This is a genomic window from Kibdelosporangium phytohabitans, from assembly GCF_001302585.1.
GTDB lineage: Bacteria > Actinomycetota > Actinomycetes > Mycobacteriales > Pseudonocardiaceae > Kibdelosporangium > Kibdelosporangium phytohabitans.
The window spans coordinates 7632936-7650136 of record NZ_CP012752.1; the positions used below are offsets into that span (position 1 = coordinate 7632936).

The following is a 17201-nucleotide window of genomic DNA, read 5'->3' on the forward strand; positions in this document are numbered from 1 at the left end:
CGAAACCGCCACCCAGCAGGACGGCGACGGTACCCCCTCAGGACGGACGGGTGTTGGGCGTGGACTAGCCGTGACTGGTCGTGGCACGGAAGAAGTCCGCGGTCGGACGCTCGACCGGGCGGCCGTCGTACTGCGTGGACAGGACGACTGACGAGCGCATCTCGCCGTGTTTGCCCATCCGTTCCAGCAGGCCCTCGAAGTGTTCGAGTGACGCCGCGCGGACCTTGAGCATCGAGCAGTGGTCACCGCTGAGCTTGTGGATCTCGACCACTTCCGGGTAGTCGTCCGCCGCGCTCGTCTTCAGCAGGCACTTGCCCAGTGAGCACCGCATCTCCACGAACGCGGAGATCGGGTAACCGGCCGCGCGCGGGTCCACTCTGGCGTGATAGCCGGTGATCACCCCGGCTTCCTCGAGTCTGCGGACGCGTTCGGCCACCGCGGGCGCCGAGAGGTTGACCCGTCTGCCCAGTTCCTTGAAGGACAACCTGCCGTCGTGCTGCAGTCGTTCGACGATGCGCCAGTCCAGCTCGTCGAGGTCCCTTTCCATTCGGAAGGTCATCGGCCACATCCTCCTTTCGTCCGCGTGGTCCGCCGTGTGCTTTTCCGTACTGTAGCCATTCGAAACCGGCGTGCGCCTGCATAACATCGTTGGTCATGCACCTGGGGACCAGTACTCGGCGGCGGTCGATGTCCGCGCTTTTCGTCACGGTCGCGCTCATGAACACCGCGACGGTGCTGGCCAGCACGGCCGGGACGTTGATCGCGGCGGACGCCGGTGGGCCCGGCGCCAGCGGGTTGCCCAGCGCCGCCGGGGTTCTGGGGACCGCGGCGGGCGCGTTGCTCGCGGGAGCGTCGACTTCACGGCGTGGCAGGCGTTTCGCGTTGCTGACCGGGTACGGGCTGGCCACCGTCGGCGGGCTCCTGGCCTCCGTGGGCGCTGCCACCGGTCAGCTGGTGCTGGTGCTCGGCGGACTGGTCGTGCTCGGCCTCGGCAACGGCGCCGCCCAGCTGTCACGCTATCTCGCCGCTGACATGTACCCGTTGGAGCGCAAAGGTTTCGCGCTGTCCTCCGTGGTGTGGGCGGGGACGATCGGCGCGCTGGCAGGGCCGTTGATGATCTCGCCGACAGCACGGGCCGCCGCGTGGCTCGGGCTTCCCGAGTTGGCCGGTCCGATCCTGGTCGCCGCCATCGCAGTCGCCTGCGCCGCGGTCGCCGCGCTCGTCCTTCCCGCCGACGAGGTGACCGAACAGACCGCGCACGAGGGGTGGCGGGTGTTCCGGCGGCGTTCGCTGCGGCTTCCGTTGGCCGCCATGGTGGCCGCGCAGATCACCATGGTCGCCGTCATGACGATGACACCGCCGCAGCTGCACCACCTCGGCCACGGTCTCGACGTCGTCGGCTGGATCCTCGCCGCGCACATCTTCGGGATGTTCGGGCTTTCGCCGTTGACCGGGCGGATCGCGGACCGGGTCGGCGGGCGACACACCATCGGCATCGGCATCGCGGTTCTCCTTATGGCCACCGCGCTTGCCTACGCCATGCCCACCTCGCACGAGTACGGCTTGCCGGTGTCGCTGTTCCTGCTCGGCTACGGCTGGAACCTGATGTTCGTCGGCGGCAGCAGCCTGCTGAGCACATCCGTGCAGACACGGGCCAAGGGCACGGTGGACGCGGTGATCTGGGGCTCGTCCGCGTTCGCCAGCATCGGCTCCGGCCACCTGTTCGGCCACGGCGGTTACCCGCTCGTGGCCGCGGTGGCCGGAGTCCTCGCGCTGCTGCCCGTGTTGCTGTTGGCTACACGTACTTCCGGAACCACTGACTGAGCCGCTCGTCGACCACTGCGGCCGGCGGGGTCTGCGGCGCGGGCTCGAGTCCCGGTTCTTCGGCGAGCGGATGGGCGAGGCCGGGGATGGTGGCGAGTTCACTGCGGGGCAGGGCGTCAGTCAGTTTCCTGGCGTCCTCGCGAAAAACCGCGTAGTCCTCTTCGCCGCTGACCACGAGCAGCGGGACATCGCCGAGTTCGCCCGCGCGCGTGACGAAGTCCAACGCGTCGGCAGCCGCCGCGGACTCGTCGGTCCACGTGTACGGAATGCCCATGATCTCCTCGACGAGGCCGATCCCGGTTCGCACCCGGATCAACGCGTTGACCACCGCACCGGCCTTGAACTCCACCTTGGTCATGTTCTGCAGGGCGACGAGACCGCCGAGCGACCCGCCGAGCGCGAACAGTGGTCCGTCCCCGATGGACAGCTGTTGACGGACTTCCGCCAGTGCGGCCGGGAACTCCTCGGCAGCCTGGCCGGCCAGGCCCGCGAAGTACTCCAGCACCGCGTCGCGCTGTGCCCGTTCGAACACCGCGTCCATGCTGCCGTTCACCATCCGCGCACCGCAGAGCGGCAGGCCCAGGTGCACGCGCCACGCCGGGACGTCGTTCAACGGCAACGCGGCGGCGAAGGCGGCGTCGGTCCGCGGCGCGTCGATCATGTGCCAGGTCACGATCAGCGCGTCGGTCTCGACCGCTGGCCGCAATGCTGTGTACGGCACGCCCGCGGCAGTGCCAGTGATCGCCTCACCCATGCCGGTCACACTAGGGGCAACGCAGCCCCTAGGGCTTGCTGTTCTGCTGTCGGCGAAACCACGGGCACGACCACAGCAGCGGCGGCCAGGGCCCGGTGCATGGCCAGTTCCGCGGTCGGGCCCTCCGCCAGGACGATGCCGACGCAGCCGCGCTGGTCAGTCAGGTGCTCGACGCGGTCACCTGCAGTCTTGGTCGGGTACCACTCGGGACCGCCCGGGTACGCCGCCAGTCGGTCCACGCCGTCGACAGCCGTCAAAACACCTTGCTGTGACGGGTAAACCAGCGCGAACGCCACTCCGGGACCGGTCGGCTCGGCACCGGTGAGCAGTGTGGGCGCTTTGCCGAGCGCCATGTCGATCATCGATTCGTACACGTTCGTGCCGAGGTTGCGGCACAACGCCTCGCCCACGAGAGCACCGCCGATGCGCGGGTTGATCTCCACGAGTTGCGGACCGTCCACAGTGAGCACGAACTCGACGTGCGCGAACCCCTGCTCGAACTCCACCACGTCGAGGACCTCGCTGACCCAGCCGGCCACCGACTCCCCCGGCGGGAAAACGACGGGGAACGCGGCCGCGTCCTCCCGCACGCCGGTCACCTGGCGGCTGAGCACGCCGAGCAGCCGCGTCCGCCCGGCCCACGTGATCGTCTCGGCGCTGTAGACCGGGCCTTCGAACAGCGGCTCGGCGAACACCTCCCCTTTCAGGTCACCGCGTGCGGCCTCGTCTCGTGCCGCCTGGAGCTCCTCCGGGGTACGCACCAGCCACACGTTGCGCGACGACGTCCCCGACGAGTCCTTGAGCACAGCGGGAAGCGTGTCGCCCGGCGCGGGGCTCATGCCGTGCTCGTACAGGCTTTCGCGGACCTTCCGCTTGTCACGCAGGAACAACGCCGAATCGACCGACCGTCCCGGCAGGCCGAACCGGGCCGCCAGTCCGGCGCCAGGCACCAGCCACGTGTCGGTGGAGTTGATCAGGCCGCGCAGGTCCGGGATCTGCTTGAGGATCGCCTCGCAGGCGTCGATGTCGGTGGTGTCGACGTCGAAGACGTCCAGCGCGCCGGCGGGCAGCCGGGACAGTTCGTGCCGGTAGATGTCACGGACACCGGTCAGCAGGCACAGCCGCTCACCGGAATCGGCCGCGGCGCGGACCATGTGCCCGAGGCCGAACGTGAGTGCTTCGAGTGCCACGATGGTCATGACGCCTGCTCCTCCTGCTGCACGACCGGCCATGCCCGGCGGTGCCACTCCATCGCCGACCACGGCATCGCCAGGTTGTCGAGTGACGTGATCTCCAACGGCTCCAACGACTCCACGTCGAGCGCTTCCGAATGCCGGGCGAACACCCTTTCCACGTAGCGGTGTCCGGTGTCGGCGCCGATCACGACGTGGGTGCGGTCCGGGTTGCGCGCGGCTTCCCAGCCCGCGACCAGGTACGCCGCACCGGTGGACAGCCCGGCGAACACCGCGTGGTCGCGCAGCAGCCCGACAGCCCCGGCCATGGCGTGCCGGAAATCCACCCAGTGCAACCTGTCGTACAGGTGGTGGCGGACGTTGTCGAACCAGATCGAGCTGCCGATCCCCGCGATGATCGCCTCCGGGTCGGTGAACCCCTCGCTGCCGAAGGTGACGCTGCCGAACGGCTGCAACCCCAGCAGCCGCACGGAAGGGTCGGCCCGGCGCAGCGGCTCGATCAGCCCGCCGGTGGACGCGCCCGTGCCCACCGCGCCGACCACGGTCAGCGGGCCGTCGCCGAGTGCCCGCGTGATCAGCTCAGCGAAGTGCTTGTAGCCCTCGTAGTGCACGCTGTCGTGGTACTGCCGCATCCAGTGCACGTCCGGTCGCTGTGCCAGCAACTGTGTGACCCGGTGCACCCGCCGTTCCTGGTCGAGCCGCAGCGACTGGGACGGCGGCATCTGGTCGACTGTCGCGCCCAGGACCTCCAGTTGGGCGCGCATCGCTGAGTCCACAGTGGTCGATGCGACGATGTGGCACTTGAGGCCGTAGCGATGGCACGCCATGGCCAATGCCAACGCGTAGATGCCGCTGGAACTGTCCACAAGCGTCTGCCCTGCGCGGACCACGCCGCGGTCGAGCAGCGTGCGGACCGCGCCGAGTGCCGCGTAGACCTTCATGGTCTCGAAGCGGGCGAGGATCACGTTGTCGGTCAGCCGGACGAGGTCCGGCTGCTTGATCGCGTCGGTGATGTGCTCGTGGACGGCGTTCATCGGCCGACCGACCTGAGGTAGGCGGCGAAGTCCTCGGCTCCCTTGACGTTGCGCGGCCCGCTGACAGCGTCCCCATAGGACATGACGAAGTAGCGGTCCTGCTGCACCGCGGGGACGGACTGCAACGCTGGCAGCGATTCGAGGAACTTCTGCTTGTCCGCGGCGGGCTGGTCGGCGTAGTCGACGATGATGATCACGTCGGGCGCGGCTTGGACGACCGGTTCCCAGCCGACCGACGTCCAGCCCTTGCGCAGGTCTCCCATGACGTTGCGGCCGCCGGCGGCGGTGATGATGTCGGTGGGTGCCGCGTGCTTGCCCGCCGTGAACGGCTGGTCGGTGCCGGAGTCGTAGACGAAGACCTTGGCGGGCTGGGCGTTCGCCGGGGCCGACTGCCGCACCTTGGCCACCCGGCCCTTCAACTCGGCCACCAGGTCCGTGGCGCGCTGTTCGACCTTGAAGATCCGGCCGAGGTTCTCCAGGTCGGTGTACAGCGCGTCGAGCGGCGGCACGTCGGTTTTCTTGTCGCCGTAGTTCCAGCAGGTCTCGGTGTGCATGTAGCTGCGGACGCCGACCTGGTCGAGCAGGTTCGGGGTGATCCCGCGCTCTTCGCTGAACCCCGATCCCCACCCGGCCAGCACCCAGTCCGCCTTGGCGTCGACGACGATCTCCCGCGTGATCCTGGCCGTGCCGAGCCGCTGGACCTTGGTGTAGTCCTCGCGCCACGGCGACCCGGCGATCGACGGGTCACCGAGCTTGTTCATCACGTAACCGCGCATGCGGTCGGCCAGGCCGAGTGAGAACATCTTCTCCGCACCGCTGACGTCGTACGCGACCGGCCGCTGCGGCAGCGGATAGCTGACTTCCTCGCCGCAGTTGGTGATCGCGACCGGAGCGGGCGCCTCCGCCGCCGGTTGCACGGACGCGCCGCACCCAGCCAACAGGCCCACCGCGAGCACAAGGGCCAATTTCCTGGTCACGCTTTCTCCCTGAGGTCGTACAGCAACTGCGGGACACCGGTCCGCGGGTGGGCGACGATGGTCGCGTCCACGCCGAACACCCGCCGGACGAGATCCGTGGTGAGCACATCGACTGGAGCACCAGCGGCCACCACTTCGCCGCCGGCGAGCACGCCGAGACGGTCGCACGCGGCGGCCGCGAGGTTCAGGTCGTGGATGGCGACGAGCACCGTCAACCCGGATTTGCCGAGGAACGACAACAGCTCCACCTGGTGGCGCACGTCAAGGTGGTTGGTCGGCTCGTCGAGCACCAGCACCTTGGGCTGCTGCACCAATGCCCTGGCGATGAACACGCGCTGCCGTTCGCCGCCGGACAGCGTCAGGACACTGCGGTCCTGGAGGTGCAGCACGTCGGTCTGTTCCATCGCTTCCCGGCACAGGGCGTGTTCCGTGGCCGACAGCGGCTGGTTTCCGCGCAGATGCGGTGTACGGCCGAGCGCCACCACCTCGGACACCGTGAAATCGAGGTCGGTGTGGTTGTCCTGCGTCAACGCGGCGACGCGTTGCGCGTTCTCCCGCAAGGTCAACGTGGCCACGTCCGTGCCGTCCAGGTACACCGCTCCGGCGCTGGGCGTGAGCGCGCGGTAGACGCACCGCAGCGCGGTGGACTTGCCGCTGCCGTTCGGTCCGACGAGGCCGACGACCTGGCCGGAGTCGGCTTCCAGGTGCAGGTCCCTGATCAGCGACTTGCCCGCGATGTCGACCGAGACGCCGGTGAGCGCGATGTCCATCAGCGGCCTCCGAAGAGGTAGCCGCGGCGACGCATCAGCGTGATGAACACCGGCACGCCGATCACCGCCGTGATCACACCGAGCGGCAGTTCTTCCGGCGCGACAAGGGTTCTCGACACCAGATCGGTCCAGACCATGAACACCGCACCGGCCAGCGGCGCGACCGCGAGGACCCGGCGGTGCCCCGACCCGACCACGATCCGCACGAGGTGCGGCATGACCAGGCCGACAAACCCGACTGCCCCGCTCACCGCGACCAGCAGTCCCGTGACCGCCGCGGTGAGCACGAACAGCCACCGCCGCAGCCGGACGGCGTCAACACCGAGGCTCGCCGCGGTCTCGTCACCCATCGCGAGAACATCCAACGGTCTGCTGTTGCGCAGCAGCACAACCATTGCCAGCAACACGGCGACGGCCGCGATCGGCAACGATCCCCAGTTGGCCCCGCCGAGGCTACCCATCAGCCAGAACAGCACTGTGCGCGCCGCCTGACCATCGGGTGCGAGGAACACAAGCACGCTCATGACGGCCTGGAACCCGTACGCCAGCGCGATTCCGGTCAGCACAAGCCGCAACGGCGTGAGCCCCGCCTTGCTCATCGCAGCGATGTAGACCAGGACGGACGCGCCCAAGGCGCCCAGGAACGCCGCCGCGGACAACGCGTACACGCCCAGGCTGGCGAAGACGCCGAACACGACGACCGCGGTCGCGCCGACGGACGCCCCCGACGAGATGCCCAGTACGAACGGGTCCGCCAAAGCGTTGCGCACCAACGCCTGGATCACCACGCCGACCACGCTCAGACCGGCACCGACCAGCACCGCGAGCAGGACCCGTGGCGTCCGGACCTCCCACACGATGGTGTAGCCGGACAGTTCGTCCGACGTGATCGTGCCGCCGGTCAACGCGGCACGCAGGTAGTGCAGCACGTCACCGATGGGGACGACGGACGGGCCGAGCGCGATCCCCGCGGCGATGGACACCACGAGCGCGACGGCCAGGATCAGGAGGACCGGGACCAGCCGGACCCGCTCAGTCACGCCGGTAGCCACGGACAATCAACCGCTTCGAGTGGTTGTCGTAGGAGGAGGCGTCGAAGTCACCGAAGCATTCGACGTCCTGGAATCCCGCCTGCCGGAACAGGTCCTTCAGCTCGGCCGCGCTGTACACGAAGCACTCGATCACCGCGTGCCGCGCGGTGTCACCGCGTACGAGTGTCCAGTCGGTGCGCAACCTGGTCCAGTCGTCGAGAATGGTGTCGCGCATCACAACGCAACCGCCGTCGACGTCGACGGCCTGGGGCCTGCCGATCCACCCGGCCAGCACCTCCTTGCCCATCACGTCGACAATCAGCTGCCCTCCCGGCTTGAGCGACGTGTACGCGTTGCGGAGGACCTGGAGGTTGTCCTCCGCCTCGGCGAGGTAGCCGAAACTGGTGAACACGTTGAGCGCCACGTCGAACTGGCCGGGACGGCTGAACTCCAGCATGTCCTCGCAGATCAGCTCGGCGTCCGGACACGCGGCCTTGGCCTCCGCGAGCATCACCGGGCTCAGATCGACACCGGTGACCTGATACCCGCGACGAGCCAGTGGCGCCAGCCACAACCCAGGCCCACAACACAGGTCAAGGACCTGCGCACCCGGTTGAAACCGCAGTAGCGGTGACGTGGCGACCAGGTCAGCGGCTTCCTGTGCCCGGCGCGGCGGGAACATCGTCTCGGCGAAGCCCGACCACAAACCGTCGTTCTCGTACCACCGCATCCCGCCGGAGCCTCCCGCACTCGCCACACTGATTCCGGTGTACGAGTCGGACAATGAAGCCAGGAAGTTCCCAACCCGCCGGAATTGACCCCGTGCACGTGCCCAGCCGTGCGCCCGTTGCACAACGAGCAATCGCAGGCGTCGGTGAGTCCCGTTCGGGCTTTCGGGCGGCTCGTGCGGATATCTTTCGTCCGCTCACCGGCTGCCTTCTGCCAGGTGGCCGAGCAGGCACCACGGTATTACCGGGCCAGCTTCCCAGCCCATGGGTCGCACGAACCCGCTTGCTGACCATGCCAGCGGACTCACTACACGCCACCGCGCCCCACCGGCCACACTCAACGAGTGCGCACAGAGCCTAGGCGGCGAGGCCGAACGCCCTTCCGCCGCCGACGACGAGCAGTGCGAGCATGCCGAAGACGAGCACGATCCACTTGTCGCACAGCGCTTTGAGCCACAGTGGCGCCTGCCGACCTCCATGTAGTGGTGGATGACGAGCCACACCTTGGTCATGGTCACGGCGGGCACGATCGTGCCCGCCACCGCGTGGAGCGTCGCCTGGTGGCTTTCCAGTCGCGTGAAGATGGTCAGCGCGATCACGGCGACCCACACGAGCGCGGTCCGGGCTTCGGCACGAGCCGCCACGGTGTCCCTTTCAGACCAGGTAGACGAGGTAGAACAGCACGATCCACAGGACATCGACCATGTGCCAGTAGACGCCGACGCCTTCGAACAGGGCCACGGACGGCTGTGGGCGCGGTGCGCGCCGGGCGAGGACAGCGAGCGCACCCAGCCCGACCAGCACGTGCACCAGGTGGATGCCGGTGAAAACGAAGTAGTACACGAAGAACTCGGTGCCGAGCGGAGTGCCCGCGAGATGCGCGCTGTACTCGATCGCCTTGAGGACGACGAACGCCCCGCCCAGCACGGCCGCCGCACCGTAGGCACGCGCGGCCCGCCGCCCGTCGTCGGCCCGGATGTGCTCCAGTCCACGGGCCACAGCGAAGGAGCTCGTCAGGAGGATCAGCGTGTTCGCCAGCCCGGTCGTCGTGTCGAGGTGTTGCCTGCCCCAGGCGAAGAGCTCGGGCTGGGCGGCGTGGTTGCGGCCCCGGACGCCGAAGAACACACCGAAGACGACCAGGTCATCGAGAATCAGCATCCACAGCTCGGGCTCACCGGGGACGTGGCCGCCGCGCCGACGGCGGACGAGGGTCTCCTCGCTCATCGGGTGTCTTCGAAGTGCCGCCGGATGATGCCGAGGCTGACCGCGGTCGCCAGTGGGAAGTAGACGATGAAGATGACGGCCGGGATCCAGAAGCCGACCAGGCCGTCCCACGCGAACGGTCCCTGCTTGAGGAAGAAGACGAGCAGTTCCGGGATGTAGAGGATCGCGGCCCACAGGCTGACGTACCCGAACCACCGCGGGATCACCGGGTTCTCGCGGGAGCGGGTGACCAGCGACGCGCAGGCGACCACGATCCAGAGCAGCCAGAACATCGGGATCCCGCCGATGAACTGCAGGAAAGCGGAGTCGCTCGCGTACTGGATCAGCGCCGGGCCGCGGCCGGCCCGGAAGGTCGCCAACGCCAGCGAGAATCCTGTGTAGAAGGTCAGCACCATGGTCGTGGCGACGGTGAGTCCCAGGATCACGGTCAGGATGCCCACGCCTGACTCGGCCTTGCGCACGATGAGGACCAGCAGCGCACCAGCGGGCGCCAGGACCATGGTCGACACCATGATGGCGACCGAGCCCAGCATGATCGGGGTCCGGCGGTCGAGGAACTGGCGGGCGATCTCCTCAGGCCCGTCGGCGGGCGAGAACGGCGGGAAGAAGTGGCCGAGCAGGAGCCAGCCGGCGCCGAAGACCAGCGGGAAGACGGTCGCCGACCACGCGCCCACCCGCAACAGGGCGGTGGTGTGCGGCGACCGAGTCACATCAGGTGATGAAGCCCGGTAACCATGGTCCCTCCCATTGGCAACTATGACGGTCTGCATACTTACTGGCGAGTAAAGTACGCTCGCCAGTGTGCCAGTGGCAAGGGAATCCGGGTTCGGCATACTTGTACGGGTGAGTCGGCACAGGTCAGCAGGCGTTCGTCAGGAGATCCTGACCGCCGCGGCGGCGGAACTCGCGGACGTGGGCGCCGAGCGGGCCAGCCTGCGTTCGATCGCCCGCCGGGTCGGTATCACGCACCAGGCGGTGGCCCACCACTTCGCCGACCGCAGAGCGGTACTGACCGCGGTGGCGGTCGACGGCGTCAACCGCCTGCTCAGCCTCGCCACCGACGCGGTGGCGCGCGTGCCCGCGAACGTGCCACTGGGTGCACGGACTGCCGCGATCGGTGCCGCGTATGTGCGGTTCGCCCGGGAGAACCGGGCTTTGTTCTCGCTGACGCTCGTCGGCTCGACCCAGGTCGAGGACAGCAACCCCGATCTCGTGACCGCCCAGGCGCGGATGTGGCAGTTCCTGCTGGAGACTGTCACCGAGGAGTCGGACAGGGGCTGGGGCGGGCCGTTGGACGCGCAGTCACTGGCCATCATGGCCTGGACCTTCACCCACGGCATGGCCACGCTCGACGAACGCCTCTTCGGGGACTTCGAAGTCGACGACCTGATGCGGACCCTCGACCGCGCCATCATCAGCACCCCCACGACCGAGACGGACTAGCGTGCTCACCATCCGTGCCCTGCTCGACGACCCCGGACTCGGCCTGCGCCTGCTCGTCGAAGGCAGGCCGAACGCGCTGGACGACAACGTGGTGTGGGTGCACAACACGGAACTGCCGGACCCGTCGCCGTATCTGCGTGAGCGCGAACTGGTGCTCACCAACGGGGTGTGGCTGCCGGGGGCGGATGCGTCGTCCTTCGTCGCCCACGTCTTCCGTGCCGGTGCCGCCGGGATCGTGTTCGGCCTGCGCAACCAGACGCCGGAGACGCCGAGGGCGATGATCGCCGCGTGCCGTCTGATGGACGTCCCGCTGCTGGAGATCTCCGCGAAGGTGCCGTTCACCGCGGTCACGCGGGCCGCGGCCAGGCATTACGCCGAAGCCCGCCAGGCGTCGCTGCTGGACATGGTGCGCCGGGGCGACGAGCTGGCGAAAGCGTTGACGGAGGGCGCGGGTGCCTCCGGGGTGCTGGAGGTGCTACGCCGTGACCACGACCTGCCGCTGTCCGTCGTGGACCGCACAGGTCGCCTGCTCGCCGCGGCCGGCCCGGAGCTGAGCACGGAGCAACTGCGTGTCGTGGCCGAACGGCTCAACGGTCACCCACCGCCGCTGGAGATCGACCTCGGCGCCACCGTGGCCAGTGTTTTCCTTGTCGGAGCGGTCGGTGAAGTGGACGCGGCTCTGCTGTGCCTGCGGCCGTCCGGCGAACTCACGCGCGCCGAACGTGACGCGCTGGACCAGGCGGCCAGGTTTCTGAGCCTGGAGGTCGCCAAGCAGCAGGCGGTGCACGCGATCGAACTGCGGTTCGCGAGCGAACTGCTGGACATGATCCTGTCCGGGCAGCACCGGGCGGCGGAGGTTCCCGGCAGGCTGCGCGCGTTCGGAGTCAACCCCGACGGTCCGCTCGCGGTGTACGCGCTGTCGTTCGCGGGCGACAGCGAACCGACCCTGCCCGGGCTCGCCGAGGCGGTGGCGGAGTTCTTCCTCGCCAGGAACACACCCGCGGCGGTGGCCGGTGCAACCAGTGACGTGGTGGCCGTGCTGCCGTCCCGCCACTGCGAGGACGATCTGCGGGAGCTGGCGGAGAAGCTGGTGAACACGATCGAGTTCCGCTTCGCGAACCGCCGCACAGTCGTGGGGATCGGCGGTACAGCGGAGAACTCGGCCACGTTGAAACAACCGCTCGTCCGTTCCCGCGACGCATGCCACGTACTGCGCAACCGCAACGGCAGACTCAGGGTCGCGACGTTCGCCGAACTGGGCACGCACCGGCTCCTGCTCGGCCTGCACGACGAGGAGACGCTCAAGGACTTCGCAGACGTGGTCCTCGCCCCGCTCCGACGGCACGACGAGCACCGCGACGGCGAGCTCCTACGCACAGTGCGCGCGTTCCTGGACAACGGCGGACAGTGGACCGCGACCGCCGAGGCACTGTTCATCCACGTCAACACGTTGCGCAACCGCATGCTGAAGGTCACGGAACTGACAGGCCGGGATGTCGCCCGAACCGAGGACCGCGTGGACCTGTTCCTCGCACTCGAAGCCGGGAAGTACTACGGATAGCTGACCGGACGCGGCAACGTCTCTCGCGGGAAAGCTCTGAACACCGACGCGCGTCACCGGGCCGCCGGGTTCCACCTGCTACGGATAGTTCGGCGGCTCCGGCAGCACACGGGCGGTCAGCGCCTCGTCGTCCAGCACGGCACGCGCGAGATCACCACACCGCATGAACGTGACATCGCCGCACTCCAGCGCGTACTCCACCAACCGGCGCAGTGCCATGATCCTGCCTGGCCGAGCGGACAGGAACGGGTGGCAGCACAGGTTGAACAGGCAACCGTAGTGGCGCATGCCGTCCAGTTCCGCGCGCCACGTCTCCAGCACCTTCACCGGTGATTCGATGACGGAGCCGAGGTGGGGTTCGGGCAGGAAGGCGTACTGTTCCCAGTCGTCGAGCGACCAGTGCACCGGCAGTTCGGCGATGTCCCCCGGTGCTGTACGGATCCGATAAGGGCGATCGTCCGCCATCAGTGACGAGTCGTACAGCAGCCCGTGTTCGGCGACGAGTTGCGGTGTCTGCCATCGCGCGCCCCACATCGCCGCGCGGTGGCCCAGGATCTCGACTCCCTGTTCGGCGAAGACGTCCATCGCTCGGGCGAAGTCGTCGCGCTCCTCCTGTCCGGTCATCGATGTGGGTGCCTTGTGGGCGTACGAGTGGTGCGCGACCTCGTGGCCGCGCTCCACAATGGATGACGTGAGGCCCGGGTACCGCCGGGCCACCCAGCCGGGGACGAAGAAAGTCGCGGGTACGGCCAGTTCGTCGAGCATGCCGAGGATGCGCGGCACCCCCACCTCCGGCCCGTAGGCCTGGTGGGACATCGTGGACAGGTGGTGCGCGAACCGCGCGCCTGCCGCGAGTACCGGGCTTTCCGCGTCCACGTCGAAGGTCAGGGTGGCCACCGCGGCCGCCCCACCGAGCCATCCCGTCGACGTCATCCCTGCCTGCTCTCCTTCCACCTGCGCGCGTTGCCGATGGTGACCATGGGGTCAAGCATGCCGTGCTCGAAGCGTTCCAGCTCGGCGCCGGCGGCGACCCGGCGGGGCAGGTCGGGGTTGACCAGCGCGCCCCTGGCCACGGACAGCACGTCGGCGTGCCCGCCGTCGAGCACCTTCGCGGCCAGCGCGGTGTCGTGCATGCCGCCGTTGACGATCACCGGCAGGCCGGTGACCTCACGGGCGATGCTGGTCACCGTCCGGCCGTTGGCGAGCGTCGCCGTGTCCAGCCAGTTGCGGCCCTCGCTGGCGATGTGCAGGTAGTCCGCGTGGGCCAGTGCCGTGTAGATGGTCTCGGCGTCACGTTCGGCGTCCGGCCAGCGGTAGGTGAAGTCGTTGACCTTGGTCTGCGACAGCCGGACGCCGACGAGTACGCCCGTGGCCTTGATGGCATCGAGGACCTGCACGGTCAACCGGACCCGGTTGGCCATGGGACCGCCGTAGGAGTCGGTGCGCTTGTTGGTGTAGTCGGTGATGAACTGGTCGAACAGGTAGCCGTTGGCCGCGTGGATCTCGACGCCGTCGAAGCCCGCCGCGACCGCGTTGTGCGTGGCGGCGACGAAACCGGCCACCACGTCGTCGATGTCCTGTGTGGACATCTCCCGGGGTACCGGCCACGACCCACTGCCGCCGTACTCGGGCAGCATCACACCGCGCGGGCGCACGGCCGACGGCCCGATGCGCTCGTCGGTGTACGGGTTGCCCTGCGACAGTGCTCCGGCGTGCATGAGCTGGGTGATCATCAGGCCCCCGGCGGCGTGCACGCCCGCGGTGACCGGGCGCCAGCCTTCGACGTGCCGGTCGGTGGCCAGGCCGGGCTGGTTGAGGTATCCCTGGCTGTGCCGCGTGTCGACATAGGTGCCCTCGGTGATCACCAGTGGGAAGCCGCCGTCGGCGAATTCCTTGTAGTACTGGGCCATCTCCGCGGTCGGGACGCCGTCCGGGGTCGCGGAGACCCTGGACATCGGGGCGACCGCGTACCGCGAGCGCAGTTCGTGCGCGCCGATCCGGGTCGGGGTCAGCGCGGGGTGGATCGTGTTCATCGCGGTGTCTCGCTTCACTTGTCCAGGATTTCGATTTCGAGTGGGCCGGGGCGCATGCCGTTGACGTCGACGAGGTCCTGCGGGCACGCGGAAACCACCACGAAGCAGTCCAGCTCGGCCCGCAGTGTCACGGCATCGCCCGGCGCGGCAGGCGACGACCGCCACTCGATGACGTCGTCGGCGGTCACCGGGATGTCCATGAAGAAGTTCACCGGCTGCGGCACTGTGGTCACGTCGACCTCCAGCTCACGCATGGCCGCCTTCAGGTTTTCCGCGCAGGACGCGTGCCACCCGTGGTGCCCGAGGAGCTCGTAGCGGGCCGGGTCGCAGGCGGCGATCAGCATGTCGTGCCGCCCCGGCGAGGTGTCATCGGTCAACGTGAGGATCGGCCGCCTACGGTCCGTGACGAACGGTTCACCGGGCACGGGGAACAAGCGGCTCGTATGTCCGCGGGTGTGCGCGGCGCTGAGGTGCTCGACGGGGTCTGACGCACAGAACGCGAAGAAGTCGCCCACCTGCGCTCCTTCAGGGGTGCTCACCCGTATGAGCTGTCCAGCGGAGACCCGCACGGCCCGGCCCTCCCGGGCGGGCACCAGTACTCGTGTCAGCTCCATGACGACCACTTCACCACTAAGTCGAGTGGCGAGGCCATGGACGATCCTCCATGAATCACGCGATCGACTGGAGGATCCTCCACACCCCCTCGATACGGAATAGGCTTGCGAAGTGCCACCGGTCATCACGCTCGAGAGCCCGTTCGCCCACCAGGTGTTCCACCAGCGGCATCCCGAGTTGTTCCGGCGGCTGATGGACGCCCACCCGTACGGCCCGGACGAGCGCGCGGCACTGGAAGCGTTGCTGGCCGAAACGCAGAAGGGCACGATCTCGCTGGCGGACGACGCGTTCGACCGGGACACGTGGCTGGACTGGGACCGTCGCCACTTCGGCAAGCCGTGGGCGAAAGCACCGTTCCTGTGGGCGGAGAGCTACTTCTACCGGCTGTTGCTGGGCGCGGTCGGGTACTTCGACACCGGCGTCGACCCGTTCGGACCCTTCAAGACCGCGGAGCTGCGTTCATCCACACTGGACAACGACTATGCCTGGCTCGCCGAACAACCGCACTTCGACGCCGCGTTGATGGCGTCGCTCTACGGCAACCGGGCCGACCTGGGATTCCAGCTCATCGCGGGCGACTCCGCCGCGATCCACGACCAGCTCGTCGCCGACGACAGCGCGGCCGTGCGCGAGTTCTTCCAGCGCGTGGCGCCGGTTGCGGTCACGTTCGTGCTGGACAACGCGGGCCGGGAACTGTTGTCCGACTTGGTGTTCGCCGATCACCTGCTGACCACCGGACTGGCGAGCGTGGTGACGTTGCACGCGAAGCCCTATCCGTACTTCGTCTCCGACGCGACCATGACCGACGTCGGCGACTGCCTGCGGCGGCTGCGTGACCTGCCCGGTGACTCGGGCAACAGGTTGCACGAGGCCGCAGCGGACGGACGGCTCAAGATCCGCACGCATCCGTTCCACAGCGCCCCGTTGTCGTTCCACACCATGCCTTCCGACCTCGCCGAGGAGCTCAGCCGCGGCGTGACCGTCTTCAAGGGCGACCTCAACTACCGACGGCTGGTCGGCGACTGCCGCTGGGATCCGTCGACACCTTTCGCCGACGCCGTGTCGTACCTGCCCGGGCCAGCCGTGGCCCTGCGAATCCTGAAGTCCGAGGTCGTCGTCGGCGCTGACGACCGCCCCCGCCCACCCGGCTGGGAGACCGCGGGCACGTACGCCTCGATCCAGATGTACCGCCCCTGAGACAGACGTCGCACCGGTCCAGCTCGAGCTACTTTGCGCGCGCGGAGCCATGCACTGTTCGCCCCTCAGGCTGTTCGGCCGTCCAGAACGGCCTGGCAGATTCGGGGAACGGCGGTTCCGATCGGTTCGGTGATCACCTCAGCCGCGAGGTGGTCGTACGGTGTCGGATCGCGGTTGACGATCACCAGCCGTGCGCCGGCGTCCACGGCCACGCGGCACAGGGAGGCGGCCGGCTCGACTTCGAGGGTGCTGCCGATCGCGATGAACAGGTGGCTCGCCGCCGCGATCGCTCCCGCTTTCGCGAACACCGCCGAGTCGAGATACTGTCCGAAAAGGATCACGTCGAGCTTCAGGATACCGCCGCAGTCCTGGCACGCCGGGTCCTTCTCCCCCGCCGCCACCCTGGCGAGCACCTTCTCGCTCGGCTGGGACACCTCACAGCCCACGCAGACCGTGTTGCGCATGGATCCGTGTAGTTCCAGCACTTTCCGGTCCGGTGTGCCGCCGCGTTGGTGCAGGCCGTCGATGTTCTGCGTCAGCACGCGGACTGCCAGGCCCGCGCGGTCGAGGTCCGCCAGCGCGCGGTGGGCCGCGTTCGGCTCGGCTGTCCACGCCGTGTGACCGCTGTAGGCTGCCCAGAACTGCTCGCGCACCGCTTGGTCCGTCATGTAGTTGCGGTACGTGAACAGGTCTGCCATCCGCGGGTTCTTCGTCCAGACGCCGTCCGGCCCCCGGAAGTCGGGAATTCCCGAGTCCGTGGAGATCCCGGCGCCGGTCAGCACCGACACCCTTGTCACGCCTCGTGCCCATTCCATGC

Annotated in this window: 19 protein-coding genes; 4 read left to right on the forward strand and 15 right to left on the reverse strand. The window is 68.5% G+C overall.

Annotated features, from left to right (window positions below):
• Window positions 1–64: 64 nt before the first annotated feature.
• Window positions 65–559 (reverse strand): Lrp/AsnC family transcriptional regulator, encoded by a 495-nt coding sequence (locus AOZ06_RS34380; protein WP_054297124.1) that lies wholly within the window; start codon window positions 557–559, stop codon window positions 65–67.
• Between the two features lie 95 nt (window positions 560–654).
• Here AOZ06_RS34380 and AOZ06_RS34385 point away from each other — a divergent pair, with 95 nt between their 5' ends.
• Entirely contained in the window at window positions 655–1824 is a 1170-nt protein-coding gene (locus tag AOZ06_RS34385) for an MFS transporter (RefSeq protein ID WP_179950757.1), read from the forward strand.
• Here AOZ06_RS34385 and AOZ06_RS34390 read toward each other — a convergent pair.
• The 10 genes from AOZ06_RS34390 to AOZ06_RS34430 all read right to left on the reverse strand — a co-directional run bounded on the left by AOZ06_RS34390 (window position 1796) and on the right by AOZ06_RS34430 (window position 10245).
• Window positions 1796–2578, reverse strand: a complete 783-nt coding sequence (locus tag AOZ06_RS34390; RefSeq protein WP_054293194.1) for an alpha/beta hydrolase family protein — start codon at window positions 2576–2578, stop codon at window positions 1796–1798. The genes AOZ06_RS34385 and AOZ06_RS34390 overlap by 29 nt on opposite strands.
• A 5-nt stretch (window positions 2579–2583) precedes the next feature.
• A complete protein-coding gene (locus AOZ06_RS34395; protein ID WP_054293195.1) occupies window positions 2584–3777 on the reverse strand; it encodes an ATP-grasp domain-containing protein in 1194 nt (397 codons plus the stop codon).
• Entirely contained in the window at window positions 3774–4805 is a 1032-nt protein-coding gene (locus AOZ06_RS34400; RefSeq protein WP_054293196.1) for a cysteine synthase family protein, read from the reverse strand. The genes AOZ06_RS34395 and AOZ06_RS34400 overlap by 4 nt, the downstream gene beginning before the upstream one ends.
• Window positions 4802–5782 carry an ABC transporter substrate-binding protein gene (locus AOZ06_RS34405; protein ID WP_236951836.1) on the reverse strand — a complete coding sequence of 327 codons (981 nt, stop codon included), beginning with the start codon at window positions 5780–5782 and terminating at the stop codon, window positions 4802–4804. The genes AOZ06_RS34400 and AOZ06_RS34405 overlap by 4 nt, the downstream gene beginning before the upstream one ends.
• Window positions 5779–6552 (reverse strand): ABC transporter ATP-binding protein, encoded by a 774-nt coding sequence (locus AOZ06_RS34410; RefSeq protein WP_054293197.1) that lies wholly within the window; start codon window positions 6550–6552, stop codon window positions 5779–5781. Before AOZ06_RS34410 ends, AOZ06_RS34405 begins: the two co-directional genes overlap by 4 nt.
• Window positions 6552–7592 carry a FecCD family ABC transporter permease gene (locus AOZ06_RS34415; RefSeq protein ID WP_236951837.1) on the reverse strand — a complete coding sequence of 347 codons (1041 nt, stop codon included), beginning with the start codon at window positions 7590–7592 and terminating at the stop codon, window positions 6552–6554. The genes AOZ06_RS34410 and AOZ06_RS34415 overlap by 1 nt, the downstream gene beginning before the upstream one ends.
• Window positions 7585–8313, reverse strand: coding sequence for a class I SAM-dependent methyltransferase (locus tag AOZ06_RS34420; RefSeq protein WP_054293199.1), 729 nt, complete (start codon window positions 8311–8313; stop codon window positions 7585–7587). Before AOZ06_RS34420 ends, AOZ06_RS34415 begins: the two co-directional genes overlap by 8 nt.
• A 355-nt stretch (window positions 8314–8668) precedes the next feature.
• Window positions 8669–8812, reverse strand: coding sequence for a hypothetical protein (locus AOZ06_RS57025; RefSeq protein WP_157233413.1), 144 nt, complete (start codon window positions 8810–8812; stop codon window positions 8669–8671).
• A 153-nt stretch (window positions 8813–8965) separates the two neighbouring features.
• Window positions 8966–9535, reverse strand: a complete 570-nt coding sequence (locus AOZ06_RS34425) for a cytochrome c oxidase subunit 3 (RefSeq protein ID WP_054293200.1) — start codon at window positions 9533–9535, stop codon at window positions 8966–8968.
• Entirely contained in the window at window positions 9532–10245 is a 714-nt protein-coding gene (locus AOZ06_RS34430) for a hypothetical protein (protein ID WP_218921825.1), read from the reverse strand. The genes AOZ06_RS34425 and AOZ06_RS34430 overlap by 4 nt, the downstream gene beginning before the upstream one ends.
• A 133-nt stretch (window positions 10246–10378) precedes the next feature.
• Here AOZ06_RS34430 and AOZ06_RS34435 point away from each other — a divergent pair, with 133 nt between their 5' ends.
• Entirely contained in the window at window positions 10379–10978 is a 600-nt protein-coding gene (locus AOZ06_RS34435; protein ID WP_054293201.1) for a TetR/AcrR family transcriptional regulator, read from the forward strand.
• Between the two features lies 1 nt (window position 10979).
• Complete coding sequence (locus AOZ06_RS34440) at window positions 10980–12539, forward strand: PucR family transcriptional regulator (protein ID WP_054293202.1); 1560 nt, start codon at window positions 10980–10982, stop codon at window positions 12537–12539.
• 78 nt (window positions 12540–12617) lie between these two features.
• Here AOZ06_RS34440 and AOZ06_RS34445 read toward each other — a convergent pair whose 3' ends face one another.
• From AOZ06_RS34445 to AOZ06_RS34455, 3 genes are read right to left on the reverse strand one after another with little or no spacing between them, the layout of a single operon-like run.
• Window positions 12618–13472: a polysaccharide deacetylase family protein gene (locus AOZ06_RS34445; protein WP_054293203.1), complete on the reverse strand. Its 855-nt coding sequence runs from the start codon at window positions 13470–13472 to the stop codon at window positions 12618–12620.
• The gene (locus tag AOZ06_RS34450; protein ID WP_236951838.1) at window positions 13469–14590 is read right to left on the reverse strand and encodes an oxidoreductase; all 1122 of its coding nucleotides are present in this window, start codon (window positions 14588–14590) and stop codon (window positions 13469–13471) included. The genes AOZ06_RS34445 and AOZ06_RS34450 overlap by 4 nt, the downstream gene beginning before the upstream one ends.
• The gene (locus tag AOZ06_RS34455; protein WP_157233414.1) at window positions 14587–15186 is read right to left on the reverse strand and encodes a DUF1989 domain-containing protein; all 600 of its coding nucleotides are present in this window, start codon (window positions 15184–15186) and stop codon (window positions 14587–14589) included. The genes AOZ06_RS34450 and AOZ06_RS34455 overlap by 4 nt, the downstream gene beginning before the upstream one ends.
• A 112-nt stretch (window positions 15187–15298) precedes the next feature.
• On the opposite strand from AOZ06_RS34455, the gene AOZ06_RS34460 reads away from it, so the two are divergent.
• Complete coding sequence (locus AOZ06_RS34460) at window positions 15299–16384, forward strand: damage-control phosphatase ARMT1 family protein (RefSeq protein ID WP_054293205.1); 1086 nt, start codon at window positions 15299–15301, stop codon at window positions 16382–16384.
• A gap of 65 nt (window positions 16385–16449) precedes the next feature.
• On the opposite strand, the gene AOZ06_RS34465 is transcribed toward AOZ06_RS34460, so the two are convergent.
• Window positions 16450–17199: an SIR2 family NAD-dependent protein deacylase gene (locus AOZ06_RS34465; RefSeq protein WP_054293206.1), complete on the reverse strand. Its 750-nt coding sequence runs from the start codon at window positions 17197–17199 to the stop codon at window positions 16450–16452.
• Window positions 17200–17201: the final 2 nt, after the last annotated feature.

Coding starts and splice junctions, on each gene's coding strand:
- AOZ06_RS34425 (WP_054293200.1), bottom strand. CDS start 9,535: ATGAGCGAGGAGACCCTCGTCCGCCGTCGGCGCGGCGGCCACGTCCCC.
- AOZ06_RS34385 (WP_179950757.1), top strand. CDS start 655: ATGCACCTGGGGACCAGTACTCGGCGGCGGTCGATGTCCGCGCTTTTC.
- AOZ06_RS34380 (WP_054297124.1), bottom strand. CDS start 559: ATGACCTTCCGAATGGAAAGGGACCTCGACGAGCTGGACTGGCGCATC.
- AOZ06_RS34400 (WP_054293196.1), bottom strand. CDS start 4,805: ATGAACGCCGTCCACGAGCACATCACCGACGCGATCAAGCAGCCGGAC.
- AOZ06_RS34465 (WP_054293206.1), bottom strand. CDS start 17,199: ATGGAATGGGCACGAGGCGTGACAAGGGTGTCGGTGCTGACCGGCGCC.
- AOZ06_RS34420 (WP_054293199.1), bottom strand. CDS start 8,313: ATGCGGTGGTACGAGAACGACGGTTTGTGGTCGGGCTTCGCCGAGACG.
- AOZ06_RS34390 (WP_054293194.1), bottom strand. CDS start 2,578: ATGGGTGAGGCGATCACTGGCACTGCCGCGGGCGTGCCGTACACAGCA.
- AOZ06_RS34395 (WP_054293195.1), bottom strand. CDS start 3,777: ATGACCATCGTGGCACTCGAAGCACTCACGTTCGGCCTCGGGCACATG.
- AOZ06_RS34455 (WP_157233414.1), bottom strand. CDS start 15,186: ATGGAGCTGACACGAGTACTGGTGCCCGCCCGGGAGGGCCGGGCCGTG.
- AOZ06_RS34410 (WP_054293197.1), bottom strand. CDS start 6,552: ATGGACATCGCGCTCACCGGCGTCTCGGTCGACATCGCGGGCAAGTCG.
- AOZ06_RS34445 (WP_054293203.1), bottom strand. CDS start 13,472: ATGACGTCGACGGGATGGCTCGGTGGGGCGGCCGCGGTGGCCACCCTG.